The following is a 14,329-nucleotide window of genomic DNA, read 5'->3' as shown; positions in this document are numbered from 1 at the left end:
TTATTAAGTTAAATTTTCTGTTTTACGATCTAAAACCCCTAATTACATCAGTATTCTTAGACCTCTTTTTTTTAGCTGAAACGCTACAATTTCAATCTAAAAAAGTTTAGCTAGATCAAGCTAAAGCTTCAAATCTAAACCCCATAAATCAGGTTTAAAAACCCTCATTACGACTAGCTAACAAATATAAAAAAAGGCTACGCGATAATATGTCAAAAGCCGCGCCAAACAGCTTAAGTTATCAACAAATTGTGGAAAAAAAGCACTGAAATTTCAGTATTCTAAAGAATAGTTGAGATTAACTATTAAAACAAAAAAACGCCTTCTTTTTGAGAAGGCGTTTTCTAAACAAATTATGTAAAACGGACTATGCCAATTCTTTCTTTTTATAGGCATCACTGTGTACATTTGCAACAGCTCTACCAGACGGATCGTTCATGTTCTTAAAAGCCTCATCCCATTCTAATGCAATTTTTGTACTACACGCAACAGATGCTTCCTGAGGAACACTCATTGCTGCTGCATCACTTGGGAAATGCTCAGCAAATATACTTCTGTAGTAATACTCTTCTTTATTACCTGGTGTTTGAATAGGGAATTTATATTTAGCGTTAGCTAATTGCTCATCGCTAATTTTCTCATCCACCATTTCTTTTAGAGTATCGATCCAGCTATAGCCTACGCCATCAGAAAACTGCTCTTTTTGTCTCCAGGCAACACTCTCAGGAAGATAGGATTCAAATGCTTTACGCAACACCCATTTTTCCATTCGCTCCCCATTGATCATTTTGTCTTGTGGGTTAATACTCATCGCTACATCCATAAATTCTTTATCCAAGAATGGAACGCGACCTTCAATACCCCAGGCAGCAAGAGATTTATTTGCTCTTAGACAATCATACATATGCAGTTTGCTCAGCTTACGTACAGTCTCCTCATGAAATTCTTTAGCATCGGGTGCTTTGTGAAAATAAAGATACCCTCCAAAAACCTCATCTGCACCTTCTCCGGAAAGAACCATTTTAACCCCCATAGACTTAATTACACGAGCCATCAAATACATAGGAGTAGAAGCTCTAATCGTAGTAATATCGTAAGTTTCCAGATTATATATTACATCTTTAATCGCATCCAGACCTTCCTGAATTGTAAATTTAATCTCGTGATGTACCGTGCCGATATGATCTGCTACTTTTTGGGCTGCAGCTAAATCTGGTGAACCTTCTAAACCTACAGAGAACGAGTGCAATCTTGGCCACCATGCTCCATCTGTATCTCCAGACTCTATTCGCTTTTCTGCATATTTCTTCGCTACTGCAGAAGTAATAGAAGAATCTAAACCTCCTGAAAGCAATACTCCATAAGGCACATCTGACATTAACTGGCGGTGCACTGCTGCTTCTAAAGCATCTCTTAGCTTCTCAATGCTAGTCTCGTTATCCTTAACAGCATCATACTCCATCCAGTCACGCTCGTACCATTTTTTCAACGCTCCTTCTGCACTGTGTAAATAATGTCCCGGAGGAAATAATTCAATTTTAGTACACGTTCCTTCTAAAGCTTTCAATTCTGAAGCTACATAGAAAGTACCGTGTTGATCCCATCCCATATAAAGTGGAATAACCCCCATATGATCACGCGCCACGAAATACTCATCTTTCTCAGAATCGTATAACGAAAATGCAAAGATCCCGTTCAGTTTATCAATAAATCCAGTACCTTCCTCCTGATAAAGTGCTAAGATCACTTCACAATCAGACTGTGTTTTAAAATCGTATTTCCCTTTTAATTGCTTACGCAATTCCTGATGGTTATAAATCTCACCATTCGCCGCAAGAATTAATTTTCCATCAGGGCTTAATAAAGGTTGTTTCCCTGATGCAGGGTCAACTATAGACAAACGCTCATGAGCGAGAATAGCTTTCTCATCGCTATAAACACCATTCCAATCTGGACCACGGTGACGTATTTTTTTTGACATTTCTAAAAGCTGTGGTCTTAACACCTCAGCTGGCTGCTTCAATTCGTAGGCACATACTATCCCGCACATAATCGTATTATTTTAATTTGTTGGTTCAAAGATGCAATACACATTCTAATTCACAAACAAATAATGCAAATATGCTTACATATTTAAACTTTTAAAGTAAAATAACTCTAAAAATAAAACTTTATAAATATAAATTTTGACATTTCAATTAATAAGTGCAAACTTCAATCATTTTAATAAAGTCTTAACAACTGTAGGTTTTACCACATTGTACATTTGTATAAAATTTTGACACTCAATTATTAAAAAAATAGTTATGAAATCCATTATACTTAAAAGCATCTTAGTAGCAACTCTTATTTTTGGCAGCACTGCAACAGCTCAAAAGTTTAGCGAACTCGATAAAAGTCCATTAGATATCGCTATGTATCGTGGTCAGGATAAAGCTCCCAGAGTGCGTGTTATTTATAGCAGACCTCAGAAAAAAGGACGCGATGTTTTTGCAGAAGAAGATGGTATGGAAAAATACGGTGAGGTATGGAGAACCGGAGCTAATGAATCTACCGAAATTAAATTCTATAAAGAAATGATGGTAGGTGACACTAAAGTACCTGCCGGAACGTATACTTTATTCACAATCCCTACAGAAGATGAGTGGACGGTAATTCTTAACAAAGACCTGGACACTTGGGGTGCTTACGGATACAAAGAAGAACGCGACTTAGTTCGTTTTAAAATACCAGCTCACAAAACAGCAGCACCTATCGAAGCATTTTCTATTTCGTTTCAACCTACAGAAGACGGTTCTGATATGTTCTTAGGGTGGGATGATCTATATATTCAAATTCCAATTGAAGAAGTTGAAATGTAATTTTCCGCATTTATTAAATAAAAGAGGCTTCCATCTGGAAGCCTCTTTTATTTAAGGTATATTAAGATACTTATGGGTTTGCAAGCTTACCTTCCATTTAGGGTTTGCCATAACATAATCTACTATCAACGGAGTCATTTTTTCACGCACACTCCACTCGGGTTGTAAAAATAATTCGCATTTACCATTAACCTTTGAAGCATGTTCTTCCGCAAAAGCAAAATCATTTTTATTATAAATAATCACTTTCAGTTCGTGAGCTTCGTCATAGATACGAGGCTTCGGTAACATACGTTTCTTAGGAGAAAGGCAAATCCAGTCCCAATGACCAGATAATTCATAAGCACCAGAAGTCTCAATGTGCACATTCAACCCTTCAGCCTTAAGCATACTGGTTAAGTGATTCATATCCCACATTAGTGGTTCTCCCCCCGTAATTACAATAGTCTTACTGTATTTTTTTGCATTAGCTACAATAGCAGCTGCCTCTGTAGGAGGATGTATCGCCGCATCCCAGCTTTCCTTAACATCACACCAGTGACAGCCTACATCACAACCACCTACTCTAATAAAATATGCAGGAGTACCGGTATGAGCACCCTCACCTTGTATGGTATAAAATTCTTCCATTAACGGAAGTAATTCACCGAGCTCTACCCGGCTTGCTGTTGCCTCTTTTGTCATAAGGTGCAAAGATACACCGCAATAAAATCGTTGCCAAAGCTTAGCTACCTTATTTTCTATGGATGAAACAAGAACACAACTCATACATTCAGAATATTAAAATCAAAAAAAAGAATAGTTTTATCAACCGATTGCTTTTTAGCATTAATCCTTATTTTTATTCCAAATTTTGACTGATGAATCAAACTGAAGCATTTAAAGATCTTATAATACAAGGCAACACTTTTAAAGGATTGAGTATCACTGTAGGAGCTGCTATGTTAGAAGGTCAGACCATCACAGGTGCGCACGTAAAAATTCCTCTTAAAACTATGAATCGTCATGGTCTTATTGCCGGAGCAACCGGTACGGGTAAAACTAAAACGCTACAGGTTTTGGCCGAAAATCTATCAGAAAAGGGAGTTCCGGTTCTGTTGATGGATATGAAAGGAGACCTTAGTGGTATCGCAAAAGCCAGTGAAGGTCATCCTAAAATTGATGAACGTCATGAAAAAATAGGATTGCCTTTTGAAGCCAAAGACTTTCCCGTAGAACTACTTACACTTTCTGAGCAAAATGGTGTGCGCCTGCGAGCTACAGTAAGTGAATTTGGCCCGGTTTTATTTTCCCGTATTCTTGATGCGACCGATGCGCAAGCTGGTATTATCGCGATACTTTTTAAATACTGTGATGACAAAAGCTTACCGCTACTGGATTTAAAAGACTTTAAAAAGGTCTTACAATATGCTACTGACGAAGGAAAAGAAGAAATTCAGGATTTGTATGGAAGGATTTCGACAGCTTCAGCGGGTTCTATTTTGCGGAAAATCGTTCAGCTTGAACAGCAAGGTGCAGATATCTTTTTTGGCGAAAAATCTTTTGATGTAGATGATCTTTTGCGCTTAGATGATAACGGAAGAGGAAAAATAAACATCATTCGGTTAACGGATATTCAAAATAGGCCTAAATTGTTTTCAACATTTATGTTGAGCCTTCTTGCTGAAATTTACAGCACATTCCCGGAGCAGGGAGATAGCGACCAACCGGAACTGGTAATCTTTATAGACGAAGCGCATCTTATTTTTAAAGAGGCTTCAAAAGCATTACACAGTCAGATTGAAAGTATCGTAAAGCTCATTCGTTCTAAGGGTGTGGGGCTTTATTTTGTAACTCAAAACCCCACTGATGTCCCCGAAGGAGTCTTGAGTCAGTTGGGTTTAAAAATTCAGCATGCGTTAAGAGCCTTTACTGCAAAAGATCGTAAAGCCATAAAGTTAACCGCAGAGAACTATCCCGATTCAGAATATTACGATACTAAAGAAGTACTTACCAGTTTGGGTACCGGTGAAGCTTTAGTTTCTGCATTAGATGAAAAAGGTCGCCCCACTCCGCTTGCCGCAACTATGATGCGTGCGCCAATGTCACGCATGGATATCTTAACAGATGCTGAGATTGAAGAAATAAATCGTAAATCTGCACTCGCTCCTAAATACAATGACGCTGTAGACCGGGAAAGTGCTTATGAGTTACTCAATGCAAAAATTAAAAAAGCAGAGAGCGAAGAAGCTAAAGAAAAAGCGCAAAAAGAACGTGCAACAGTAAAAAGAAGTTCTCGTACTTCTTCACGTAGTAGTTCTACAGAAAAAGCTATTATTAAAGTACTCACCAGCGCCACGGTTATACGCGGTGTTTTGGGTATTTTAGGTAAACTAATTAAATAAAAAAACAGACTTAAATTTAAAACTCTATATGAAACGTATTTTATTCATTGCCCTTATTGCAAGCATATCACTTACCTCTTGTAACAGCGATAATGCTTTTACAGTTACTGCAGATCAAGTAGGCCCCTTAACAAAAGACACTCAAGTTAGTGAACTCAAAACCTTGTTTAGTAAAGACAGTGTTGTAGATCAAAACTCCGGTTTAAGCGAAGAACTTAATGTAAATGCTATTGAAATTTATGAGAAAGGCGGTGAGCAATTACTAAGCCTTATGCCTACAAAAGAAGGATCTCCTAAAACCATTAAAACGATTCAGATTTTTGATGCGCGTTATACCACAGAAGAAGGCATCAACCTCAACAGTACTTTTAAAGATATTACAGACGCTTATGAAGTTTCACGTGTTGAAACGTTGATTAGCAGCATTGTTGTTTTTGTTGACGAGATCAACGCTTACTTCACAATAGATCGCGACAAACTTCCCGGGGAACTTAAATTCAATATGGATGCTAAAGTTTCTACTGCAGAAATACCTAGTGATGCCAAGATTAAATATTTTATGATAGGCTGGTAAACCCGATGTGATGTCTGATAAAAAATTTCAAATACAGAAAAAGCCTTTTGTAGTTCCTACTGATGATGACAAATATATTGGCGAACATTTTGGTAAAGCCAGCGACGGTAATTCTGAAATCAGTATTGCTCATATGGTAGCACCTCCACAATGGAGCGAACCTTTTCAAACTCCCGAGTTTGATGAATACACGTTTATTTTTGAGGGTAAAAAGCAGTTTTTAATTGATGAGGAAGAGATTATCCTAGAAGCCGGACAGTCTATTAAGATTTCTGCAGGAACACGCGTGCAGTATAGCAATCCCTTTGACAAACCATGTACTTACATCTCAATTTGCAAGCCTGCTTTTGATTTCAATAAAGTCAATAGAGAAGAATAATCAAACCAACCGCAACTCACAAACAACTGGGAATCAAATTCTAATTCGTAAATAATTATTAATTCTTACCTAAAGACACGTTAATCTAAAACCTAGCTTGAGTCTATAGCTGTACTTTTAAAATCTAACCTAATAATTTATACAATTATGATTAAGATTTTAGCACTAGTTATGGTAATAGGAGGAGCAATCTCGCTTGTAATAGGAATTATGGGTGTTTTTGGAAGTTTGAGTACCGGTGTTAGCCCTTGGGCTTTGGCTATATTGGGTGGTATTTTTTTCCTTTCTGGTATATCACTATTAAAATATCGAAAAGACACAGATGTTATTGATGCCGAAAATAAAAATTAGGCCATAGATAACCCGTATATTTGACCCTCTCAAAAAGAGGGTTTTTTTATGAATAAAATTGTCAAAAAAATTCTTCCGAAAGCGATTGGTTCATATATCAACGTGCTTGCTGTAGTAAGTCCCAGAGCTTCGGCAAAAAAAGCTTTTAAAGTTTTTAGCAAACCCAGACGCGGCAAAATAGGACCTCATCACGAAGGTTTTTTAAAACCGAATCTAGAACCACAAGTTACTGTTGAAGAGCATACCATCCAACCTTACAGATGGCCAGGTAAAGGCAAAACCATAGTATTGGTTCACGGCTGGGAAAGTCACACCCATCGTTGGAAAGACATGATTCACCGGTTTCAAGAAGAAGATTATAATATCATTGCCTTTGACGCGCCCGCACACGGTTACAGTAGTGGCAAATACTTTTATGTTCCACTTTACCACAAGGCACTAAGCGTAATTTTAAATACGTATCAGCCTGATTTCCTCATCGGTCATTCTATGGGCGGAATGACGGTTTTATACAACCAGTCGCATGCAGAAACTTTTAAAACTGAAAAATTAGTGATTCTGGGAGCTCCGGATAAACTAGAAAGCATCTTGAAAGATTACCAAAAACTTTTAGGCTTAAACAACAAAGCTCTAAAAGCATTGGATAATTTTTTCCTGAATACATTCAATTTTAAAACTGTTGAATTTTCTTCTTCCGCTTTTGCAAGAAAAATAACTGTGCCTACACTAGTCATTCACGATAAAGATGATATCATTACTCCGGCTTCTGGCTCACACGCCATTCATTCAGAATTACAAAAATCTGAATTTATAGAGACTAAAGGTCTTAATCATTCGCTCTACGATAATGAGGTAAACGAAAAAATCGTAAATTTTTTAAAAGAGTAAGAAGTCATTCTTATTTAAATCAAACACTATGTCAGAAATTCCTTTAACTCGAATCAATAAGTTTTTAAGTGAAGTAGGTTTTTGTTCACGCCGGGAGGCAGACAAGCTTATTGATGCCGGCCGTATTACGATTAACGGAAGCGTCCCAGAAATGGGAACTAAAGTGAGCCCGGCAGACGAAATACGAGTTGATGGTAAATTAGTAGGTGAGGAAAAAGACCCACCTGTTTACTTAATCTTCAACAAACCTGTGGGCATAGTTTGTACTACAGACACCCGGGTAGAAAAAGACAACATTATTGACTACATCAACTATCCTACTCGCATTTTTCCGGTAGGGAGACTTGACAAAGCCAGTGAAGGCTTAATCTTTTTAACCAATGATGGCGATATCGTAAATAAAATTCTACGTGCTCGCAACAACCACGACAAAGAATACATTGTTGAAGTTGACAAGCCCATCACCACCTCTTTTGTAAAAAGTATGGCTGGTGGTGTACCTATTCTAGACACAATAACACGCAAATGTGAAGTGGAACAATTAGGAAAAAAACGCTTCAAAATCATCTTAACGCAAGGTCTCAATCGCCAGATTAGACGTATGTGTGAGCATCTGGGCTATAATGTCACCAGGCTGAAACGCGTACGTATTATGAATATCAATCTTGATGTGAACGTTGGGAAGTACCGCCAGTTCACTAAAAAAGAACTGAAACAACTTAACAAACTTCTTTCTGAGAGTATCGGTGAATTTGATCCCAATAATGAGCCTGGCAAACGTTCTGTTGTAAAACCTTCAGGCCCCAGACGCCGAAGAATGTAAAGCTTATTTCTGTACCAAAAATCATTTCACACATTACACAATGCCTAGTAATCATTAAACCTGTGTTAAGGAGTATCCACAACTGAATAATTCCTTTTATTTTTAAATAGCACTTATTTAGATTTAAAAAATTATGGCAGATAAGATTCCTTCGGTTAAAAATGAAGAACAATATGAAGCTTTGCGTGATCAAGGCTACAGCAAAGAAAAGTCTGCTCGTATAGCAAATACTCCAGACGCCGGTAAAAAAGGTGGTAAAGCGGAAAAATATGAAGACCGTACCAAAGAAGACCTTTACAAACAAGCTAAAAAGATAGGGATTGACGGCAGATCTAAAATGAGTAAAAAAGAACTCATCAAAGCTTTACGCAATAACTAATACAAAAGAATTAACCTTTAATTTTTATGCCTGTACCTTTTCACTTAGCTATTCCTGTTGATGATGTAGCCAAAGCCCGCAAATTTTACAGAGACACTTTAGAACTTTCTGAAGGTCGCAGTAGTGAGCAATGGGTAGATTTTGACTTTTTTGGACATCAGCTTGTTATCCATTATAAACCAAAAGAGGAAAAGGCGGCTATGCATTACAATGACGTAGACGGTAAAGAAGTACCGGTTCCACATTTTGGGGTAGTACTGGATTGGGATGATTTTCATCTGTTTGCCAAACATCTAAAATCAAAAAATATTGAATTTGTAATTGAGCCTTACATTCGCTTTCAAGGTCTCCCCGGAGAACAAGCCACGATGTTCTTTTATGATCCTTGCGGAAATGCATTAGAGTTTAAAAGTTTTAAAGATATTCCTCAACTATTCTCCAAATAATGAACAAACTAAAACCCGAATTAGTTCGCCAACTTTTTTTAATAATCTTAATACTCTTTCTCTTTGTACTCATAGTAGAAGAGATGACTCCCTATTTATCTGGTGTTTTAGGCGCAATCACTTTATATGTACTCTTGCGCAAATTCGTTAAATGGTTAGTAGATAGAGGTTGGAAGTTAGGGCTTGCTGCAGGTACTGCCATGCTCGTTTCGTTTATCGTCATCTTAGTACCTATAGGGCTAACTGTTATGATGCTCACTAACAAAATAGGTAAAGCTGTAAAGAACTCTGAACGTGTTGTTGAAGTCGTAAAAAATCAAGTTGGGGTTTGGGAATCAGACCTAGGATTTAGCGTAAGTGACTCTATAGATACTAACTCTATTACAAGTTGGGTATCTACCAACTTACAAAACTTTGCAGGCGGAACGTTTAATGTTTCTATCGCTATAGGTATAATGTATTTTATACTTTATTATATGCTGGTTAATAATGATAAAATGCACAAATCACTTTACGCATTCATACCACTCAACGAAGAAAATATCGCGCGAATAGGTCACGAGAGTGTTGCAATGGTAAAAAGCAATGCTTTAGGAATACCTCTGGTTGCTTTAGCTCAAGGTATTGTTGCCTTAATTGGGTTTTTCATCTTCGGTGTTCCAGATCCTTTTTTCTGGTTTGTAATTACGGCTATCGGTAGTATGATTCCATTTGTGGGAACTCTATTAGGTATCGTTCCTGTAGTGATTCTTATGATTGCCAGCGGAAATAATCTTCAGGCTGTGGGTATTGCTATTTATGGGCTTGTAATAGTAGGTTCTACAGATAACTTAATACGTCTTTATGTTTTAGAACGTCTTGCCAATGTACATCCTTTAGTGACGTTAATTGGTGTAATCGTGGGTGTGCCTCTTTTTGGGTTTATCGGACTTATTTTTGGACCGTTGCTCATAAGTTTATTCTTGCTTATTGTAAAAATTTATAAACATGAATACGGTGACCAAAATGCTGAATTTGATGAACTAGTTCCAGATGTTTCAGAAGATAGCAAAGACTAAGTACCCACCTAAGAATAAGCCAGTTCTCATTTGGGATGGTAATTGTGGTTTCTGTAGATTTTGGATAATCAGATGGAAATCTAAAACTGGCGATGCGCTGGAATTCAAAACCTTTCAAGAAACATCAAAAAATTATAAAGATTTTCCGCTGAAGGAATTTAAAAAAGCAAGCCGGCTTATAGAACCCAACGGAAATGTATATAGTGGTCCCGATTCTGCATACCGTTGTTATGATTACGCTGAGCGGAAAAACTACCCGTATCACAAGTGGTATGTTTCAAATAAGATATTTAGATCTATAAGCGATAACTCATATAACTATATTGCTAAGCATCGCCCGGCGATGTTTAAAATCACCAAAATATTATTCGGCAATAACCCGTTGAGTCTAAAACCCTACTGGGCACTATATATTCTTGGTATTATACTATTGTTTTTTGTGGTTTTTCAATAAATTGCCCTTCAGCATTACTAGCTACTCAAAAATCAAATAGAAATTTTGAGTAATTTATAATTTAGACCAAACAATATTTTATGCAAATACTAGGAGTTGACGTAGGTGGTTCAGGAATAAAAGGGGTTCCTGTCAATCTCGACAAAGAAGAATATTTAGGTGAACGTTTTAGATTAGATACTCCTGTTCCACGCGAGCCAAAAGCTATGGTAAATACTATCGCTGATGTTGTTAAACACTGGGATTGGAAAGGTCCTGTAGGCATTGGCTTCCCTACTGTTATTCATAAAGGAAAAGCTCTTGAACATGGAAACCTGGACAAGTCTTGGTTAGGCCTCCAAGTTGACGATATGATTTCCCAAAAAATAGGATTACCCGTAAATGTTATGAATGACGCTGACGCAGCCGGGCTTGCCGAAATGGAATTTGGCGTAGGCAAAGGCGTTGATGGCCTTGTAATCGTTGTTACCGTAGGAACCGGTATAGGAAGCGGTGTTTTCTTTAATGGTGAACTCATCCCAAATTTTGAATTGGGACAAATGCGCTATAAGAAAAAGAAGATCATAGAGAAATATGCCTCTAGGCGTGTACGTTTGGATAACAATATGAGTTTTAAAAAATGGGGTAAACGCTTCAATAAATTTATTCAGCTAACTACTGAAATTTCACAACCAGAACTAATAATTATTGGTGGCGGTGCGAGTAAAAACTTAGATGAATACATAAAATATCTAAAAACAGATATACCCATTGTGGCTGCACACACTCGAAACCACGCCGGGATTATTGGTGCGGCTTTAGGAGCAAGGCATTTATTGTAAGTCTTATGAAAACAAAAAAAAGAGGTCAATTTGACCTCTTTTTTTTTTAGAAACTTCAGAATCTTAAGATTGAAGTTCGTTATGCCTTGCACGTGCAAGCAATGTATTTTTTAACAACATAGCGATTGTCATCGGTCCTACACCTCCAGGAACCGGAGTAATGAAAGATGCTTTTTTACTCACAGCTTCAAAATCTACATCTCCGGTAATTCTATAACCGCGCTCTTTGGTTTCATCAGGAACACGCGTGATGCCTACATCAATTATAGTAACATTATCTTTTACCATATCAGCTTTTAAAAACTCTGGAACTCCTAAAGCGGTGATAATTATATCAGCTTGTTTGGTTAATTCTTCAAGATTTTTAGTGCGGCTATGCGTAAGTGTTACCGTGCTGTCTCCAGGGTTTCCTTTTTGAGACATCAAGATACTCATCGGGCGGCCTACAATATGACTACGACCTATTACAACGGTATGTTTACCTGAAGTTTCTACGTTATAACGCTTCAGTAATTCCATAATACCAAACGGCGTTGCAGGTATAAACACCGGCATATCCTGAGCCATTTTACCAAAATTGGTAGGATGAAAACCATCTACATCTTTATCAGGATCAACAGCCAGTAATACTTTTTGAGAGTCTATATGTTTCGGTAATGGAAGCTGAACAATATAACCGTCAATTTCAGGATCTTTATTCAACGTATCTATTTGACTGAGCAACTCTTCCTCGGTAGTTTCTTCAGGCAACTGAATCAAAGTAGATTCAAAACCTATACGCTCACAAGCACGAACTTTACTACCTACATACGTTAAACTTGCACCATCGCTACCTACCAAAACTGCAGCTAAATGAGGTACTTTTTCGCCTTTAGCTTTCATTGCTTTTACTTCTTCGGCGATCTCATTTTTTAAATCGTTACTGGTTTTTTTTCCGTCTAAGATTGTCATACTCTATATAGTTGGCAGTATCAGCTGGCAGTTTTCAGTTACAACCAAACCTTCCTGGATTATTGATCATATAATTTAATAGCCTCCCTACTTCTCTACTCTTTTCGAGTTTTAAGGAATAGTCAGTTTCTGAAATGTATTCACAAGCGAGTGAAAATTTCAACCAAGTTTGAGTTTCTCCATTCTCAGCATCACAATCCGTTAACTTACTTACAAAATGTTTTTCGTACTTTCTTTTTCTATACGCTTCAGACATATTAGCACAAACTGATCTTGAACTTCTTCTAACTTGATCAGTCAGTGAAAACTGCTCTTCTTTTGGAAAAGATTTAGTAATCTCAAAGATTTCCATAGCCAATTCAAATGCTTTCTGATATGGTATTAAATCTTCTACACCCATAAGTATTAGTAAAAAAGTACTGCTTGCTGAGACTGCAAACTGGTGTTATCGCATATTATTCATCATCTGCATCATTTTGGCTCCGCCTCCACCCTGCATCATTTTCATCATCTTACTCATCTGATTGAATTGTTTCAACAACTGATTTACCTCTTGCACCGAAGTACCAGAGCCTTTACTGATGCGTTTTTTACGACTGCTGTTTATAATAGATGGTTGCGTACGCTCGTCTGGAGTCATACTGTGAATAATGGCTTCAATACCTTTAAAAGCGTCATCATCTATATCAAGACCTTTTAGCGCTTTACCAGCACCGGGAATCATCCCAATAAGGTCTTTCATATTACCCATTTTCTTAATCTGCTGAATCTGCTTTAAGAAATCGTCAAAACCAAACTGATTTTTAGCGATTTTCTTTTGCAGCTTACGCGCTTCTTCTTCGTCAAATTGTTCCTGAGCGCGTTCTACAAGAGACACCACATCTCCCATCCCAAGAATACGATCTGCCATACGAGAAGGATAGAACACATCTATCGCTTCCATCCTCTCACCGGTACCGATGAATTTAATGGGTTTATCTACAACCGTTTTAATAGAAAGTGCCGCACCACCGCGTGTATCACCATCTAATTTAGTTAAGATTACCCCATCAAAATTAAGAACATCGTTAAAAGCTTTTGCCGTATTAACAGCATCCTGACCCGTCATAGAATCTACTACAAACAAGGTTTCTTGTGGCTCAATCGCCTTGTGTATCGCAGCAATCTCATTCATCATCGCTTGGTCAACTGCAAGACGACCGGCGGTATCAATGATCACTACATTAAAACCGTTTGCTTTTGCGTGTGCAATTGCTGCTTCTGAAATTTTTACCGGATCTTTCTCTTCTTTATTAGAGTAAACCTCAACTCCTATCTGATCACCTACAACGTGAAGCTGATCTATTGCCGCTGGACGGTATACATCACAAGCAACAAGAAGCGGTTTTTTAGTTTTTTTAGTCTTAAGGAAATTTGCCAGTTTACCAGAAAATGTAGTTTTACCACTACCCTGCAAACCAGACATCAAAATCACAGAAGGATTACCCGAAAGGTTGAGACCTTCTGCCTCGCCACCCATCAATTGGGTAAGTTCGTCTTTTACCAATTTGGTCATCAACTGACCCGGTTTTAACGCGGTCAATACATCCTGACCCAACGCTTTTTCTTTAACCGTACTGGTAAAATCTTTGGCTATTTTATAATTAACATCTGCATCAACAAGCGCACGACGTATTTCTTTAAGGGTTTCGGCAACATTAACTTCGGTAATCTGACCGTGCCCCTTAAGCACGTGCATCGCCTTATCTAACTTATCACTTAAATTATCAAACATAGATCTTATAATAAACAACCCCGGGAATCAATCACGAGGGATTTTGTATTCTTTTAATTTATCAGGTTTTATACCTGAACTCAATCTTCCAATTTATGGATTCAAGGTTGCAAATTTAATGATTTGAATACAAGAATAATAGTTTCAAATCAGAAGATATTCATTTAACCTAATTTAGGTAAGTTG

17 protein-coding genes are annotated in these 14,329 nt (G+C 37.5%); 12 read left to right on the top strand and 5 right to left on the bottom strand.

Going from position 1 to position 14,329, the window contains the following annotated elements; all coding sequences use genetic code 11:
• Nucleotides 1-367: 367 nt before the first annotated feature.
• Nucleotides 368-2,050 (bottom strand): asparagine synthase B, encoded by a 1,683-nt coding sequence (gene asnB, locus DSM02_RS17605; protein ID WP_128766819.1) that lies wholly within the window; start codon nt 2,048-2,050, stop codon nt 368-370.
• A 256-nt stretch (nt 2,051-2,306) separates the two neighbouring features.
• Here asnB and DSM02_RS17600 point away from each other — a divergent pair, with 256 nt between their 5' ends.
• Nucleotides 2,307-2,861 carry a DUF2911 domain-containing protein gene (locus DSM02_RS17600; protein ID WP_128766818.1) on the top strand — a complete coding sequence of 185 codons (555 nt, stop codon included), beginning with the start codon at nt 2,307-2,309 and terminating at the stop codon, nt 2,859-2,861.
• 51 nt (nt 2,862-2,912) lie between these two features.
• Here DSM02_RS17600 and DSM02_RS17595 read toward each other — a convergent pair whose 3' ends face one another.
• A complete protein-coding gene (locus tag DSM02_RS17595; RefSeq protein ID WP_128766817.1) occupies nt 2,913-3,545 on the bottom strand; it encodes a 7-carboxy-7-deazaguanine synthase QueE in 633 nt (210 codons plus the stop codon).
• Nucleotides 3,546-3,721: 176 nt separating this feature from the next.
• Between DSM02_RS17595 and DSM02_RS17590 the strand changes: the two genes are divergently transcribed.
• The 11 genes from DSM02_RS17590 to ppgK all read left to right on the top strand — a co-directional run bounded on the left by DSM02_RS17590 (nt 3,722) and on the right by ppgK (nt 11,418).
• Nucleotides 3,722-5,245: a helicase HerA-like domain-containing protein gene (locus DSM02_RS17590; RefSeq protein ID WP_128766816.1), complete on the top strand. Its 1,524-nt coding sequence runs from the start codon at nt 3,722-3,724 to the stop codon at nt 5,243-5,245.
• 28 nt (nt 5,246-5,273) lie between these two features.
• Entirely contained in the window at nt 5,274-5,819 is a 546-nt protein-coding gene (locus DSM02_RS17585) for a hypothetical protein (protein ID WP_128766815.1), read from the top strand.
• A 10-nt stretch (nt 5,820-5,829) separates the two neighbouring features.
• On the top strand, nt 5,830-6,198 hold the full coding sequence (locus tag DSM02_RS17580; protein WP_128766814.1) for a cupin domain-containing protein: 369 nt from the start codon (nt 5,830-5,832) through the stop codon (nt 6,196-6,198).
• A 147-nt stretch (nt 6,199-6,345) separates the two neighbouring features.
• Nucleotides 6,346-6,549: a hypothetical protein gene (locus tag DSM02_RS17575; protein WP_128766813.1), complete on the top strand. Its 204-nt coding sequence runs from the start codon at nt 6,346-6,348 to the stop codon at nt 6,547-6,549.
• Between the two features lie 48 nt (nt 6,550-6,597).
• The gene (locus DSM02_RS17570; RefSeq protein WP_128766812.1) at nt 6,598-7,437 is read left to right on the top strand and encodes an alpha/beta fold hydrolase; all 840 of its coding nucleotides are present in this window, start codon (nt 6,598-6,600) and stop codon (nt 7,435-7,437) included.
• Between the two features lie 28 nt (nt 7,438-7,465).
• Nucleotides 7,466-8,260 carry a 23S rRNA pseudouridine(2604) synthase RluF gene (rluF, locus tag DSM02_RS17565; protein WP_128766811.1) on the top strand — a complete coding sequence of 265 codons (795 nt, stop codon included), beginning with the start codon at nt 7,466-7,468 and terminating at the stop codon, nt 8,258-8,260.
• Between the two features lie 133 nt (nt 8,261-8,393).
• Complete coding sequence (locus DSM02_RS17560; RefSeq protein ID WP_128766810.1) at nt 8,394-8,639, top strand: DUF7218 family protein; 246 nt, start codon at nt 8,394-8,396, stop codon at nt 8,637-8,639.
• Nucleotides 8,640-8,665: 26 nt separating this feature from the next.
• The gene (locus DSM02_RS17555; protein ID WP_128766809.1) at nt 8,666-9,085 is read left to right on the top strand and encodes a VOC family protein; all 420 of its coding nucleotides are present in this window, start codon (nt 8,666-8,668) and stop codon (nt 9,083-9,085) included.
• Nucleotides 9,085-10,143 (top strand): AI-2E family transporter, encoded by a 1,059-nt coding sequence (locus tag DSM02_RS17550; RefSeq protein WP_128766808.1) that lies wholly within the window; start codon nt 9,085-9,087, stop codon nt 10,141-10,143. The genes DSM02_RS17555 and DSM02_RS17550 overlap by 1 nt, the downstream gene beginning before the upstream one ends.
• Complete coding sequence (locus DSM02_RS17545) at nt 10,118-10,597, top strand: thiol-disulfide oxidoreductase DCC family protein (protein ID WP_128766807.1); 480 nt, start codon at nt 10,118-10,120, stop codon at nt 10,595-10,597. The genes DSM02_RS17550 and DSM02_RS17545 overlap by 26 nt, the downstream gene beginning before the upstream one ends.
• Nucleotides 10,598-10,677: 80 nt before the next feature.
• Entirely contained in the window at nt 10,678-11,418 is a 741-nt protein-coding gene (gene ppgK, locus DSM02_RS17540; protein WP_128766806.1) for a polyphosphate--glucose phosphotransferase, read from the top strand.
• Nucleotides 11,419-11,481: 63 nt separating this feature from the next.
• Here ppgK and folD read toward each other — a convergent pair whose 3' ends face one another.
• From folD to ffh, 3 genes are read right to left on the bottom strand one after another with little or no spacing between them, the layout of a single operon-like run.
• Nucleotides 11,482-12,369 carry a bifunctional methylenetetrahydrofolate dehydrogenase/methenyltetrahydrofolate cyclohydrolase FolD gene (gene folD / locus DSM02_RS17535; protein ID WP_128766805.1) on the bottom strand — a complete coding sequence of 296 codons (888 nt, stop codon included), beginning with the start codon at nt 12,367-12,369 and terminating at the stop codon, nt 11,482-11,484.
• Between the two features lie 34 nt (nt 12,370-12,403).
• Nucleotides 12,404-12,769 carry a four helix bundle protein gene (locus DSM02_RS17530; RefSeq protein ID WP_128766804.1) on the bottom strand — a complete coding sequence of 122 codons (366 nt, stop codon included), beginning with the start codon at nt 12,767-12,769 and terminating at the stop codon, nt 12,404-12,406.
• A 45-nt stretch (nt 12,770-12,814) separates the two neighbouring features.
• Nucleotides 12,815-14,143 (bottom strand): signal recognition particle protein, encoded by a 1,329-nt coding sequence (gene ffh / locus DSM02_RS17525; RefSeq protein WP_128766803.1) that lies wholly within the window; start codon nt 14,141-14,143, stop codon nt 12,815-12,817.
• Nucleotides 14,144-14,329 lie beyond the last annotated feature (186 nt).

Source organism: Leeuwenhoekiella polynyae (assembly GCF_004104075.1).
Classification (GTDB): Bacteria; Bacteroidota; Bacteroidia; order Flavobacteriales; family Flavobacteriaceae; genus Leeuwenhoekiella; species Leeuwenhoekiella polynyae.
Note: the sequence above shows the minus strand (reverse complement) of the source record. Positions and strands in the feature narration are given on the sequence as shown.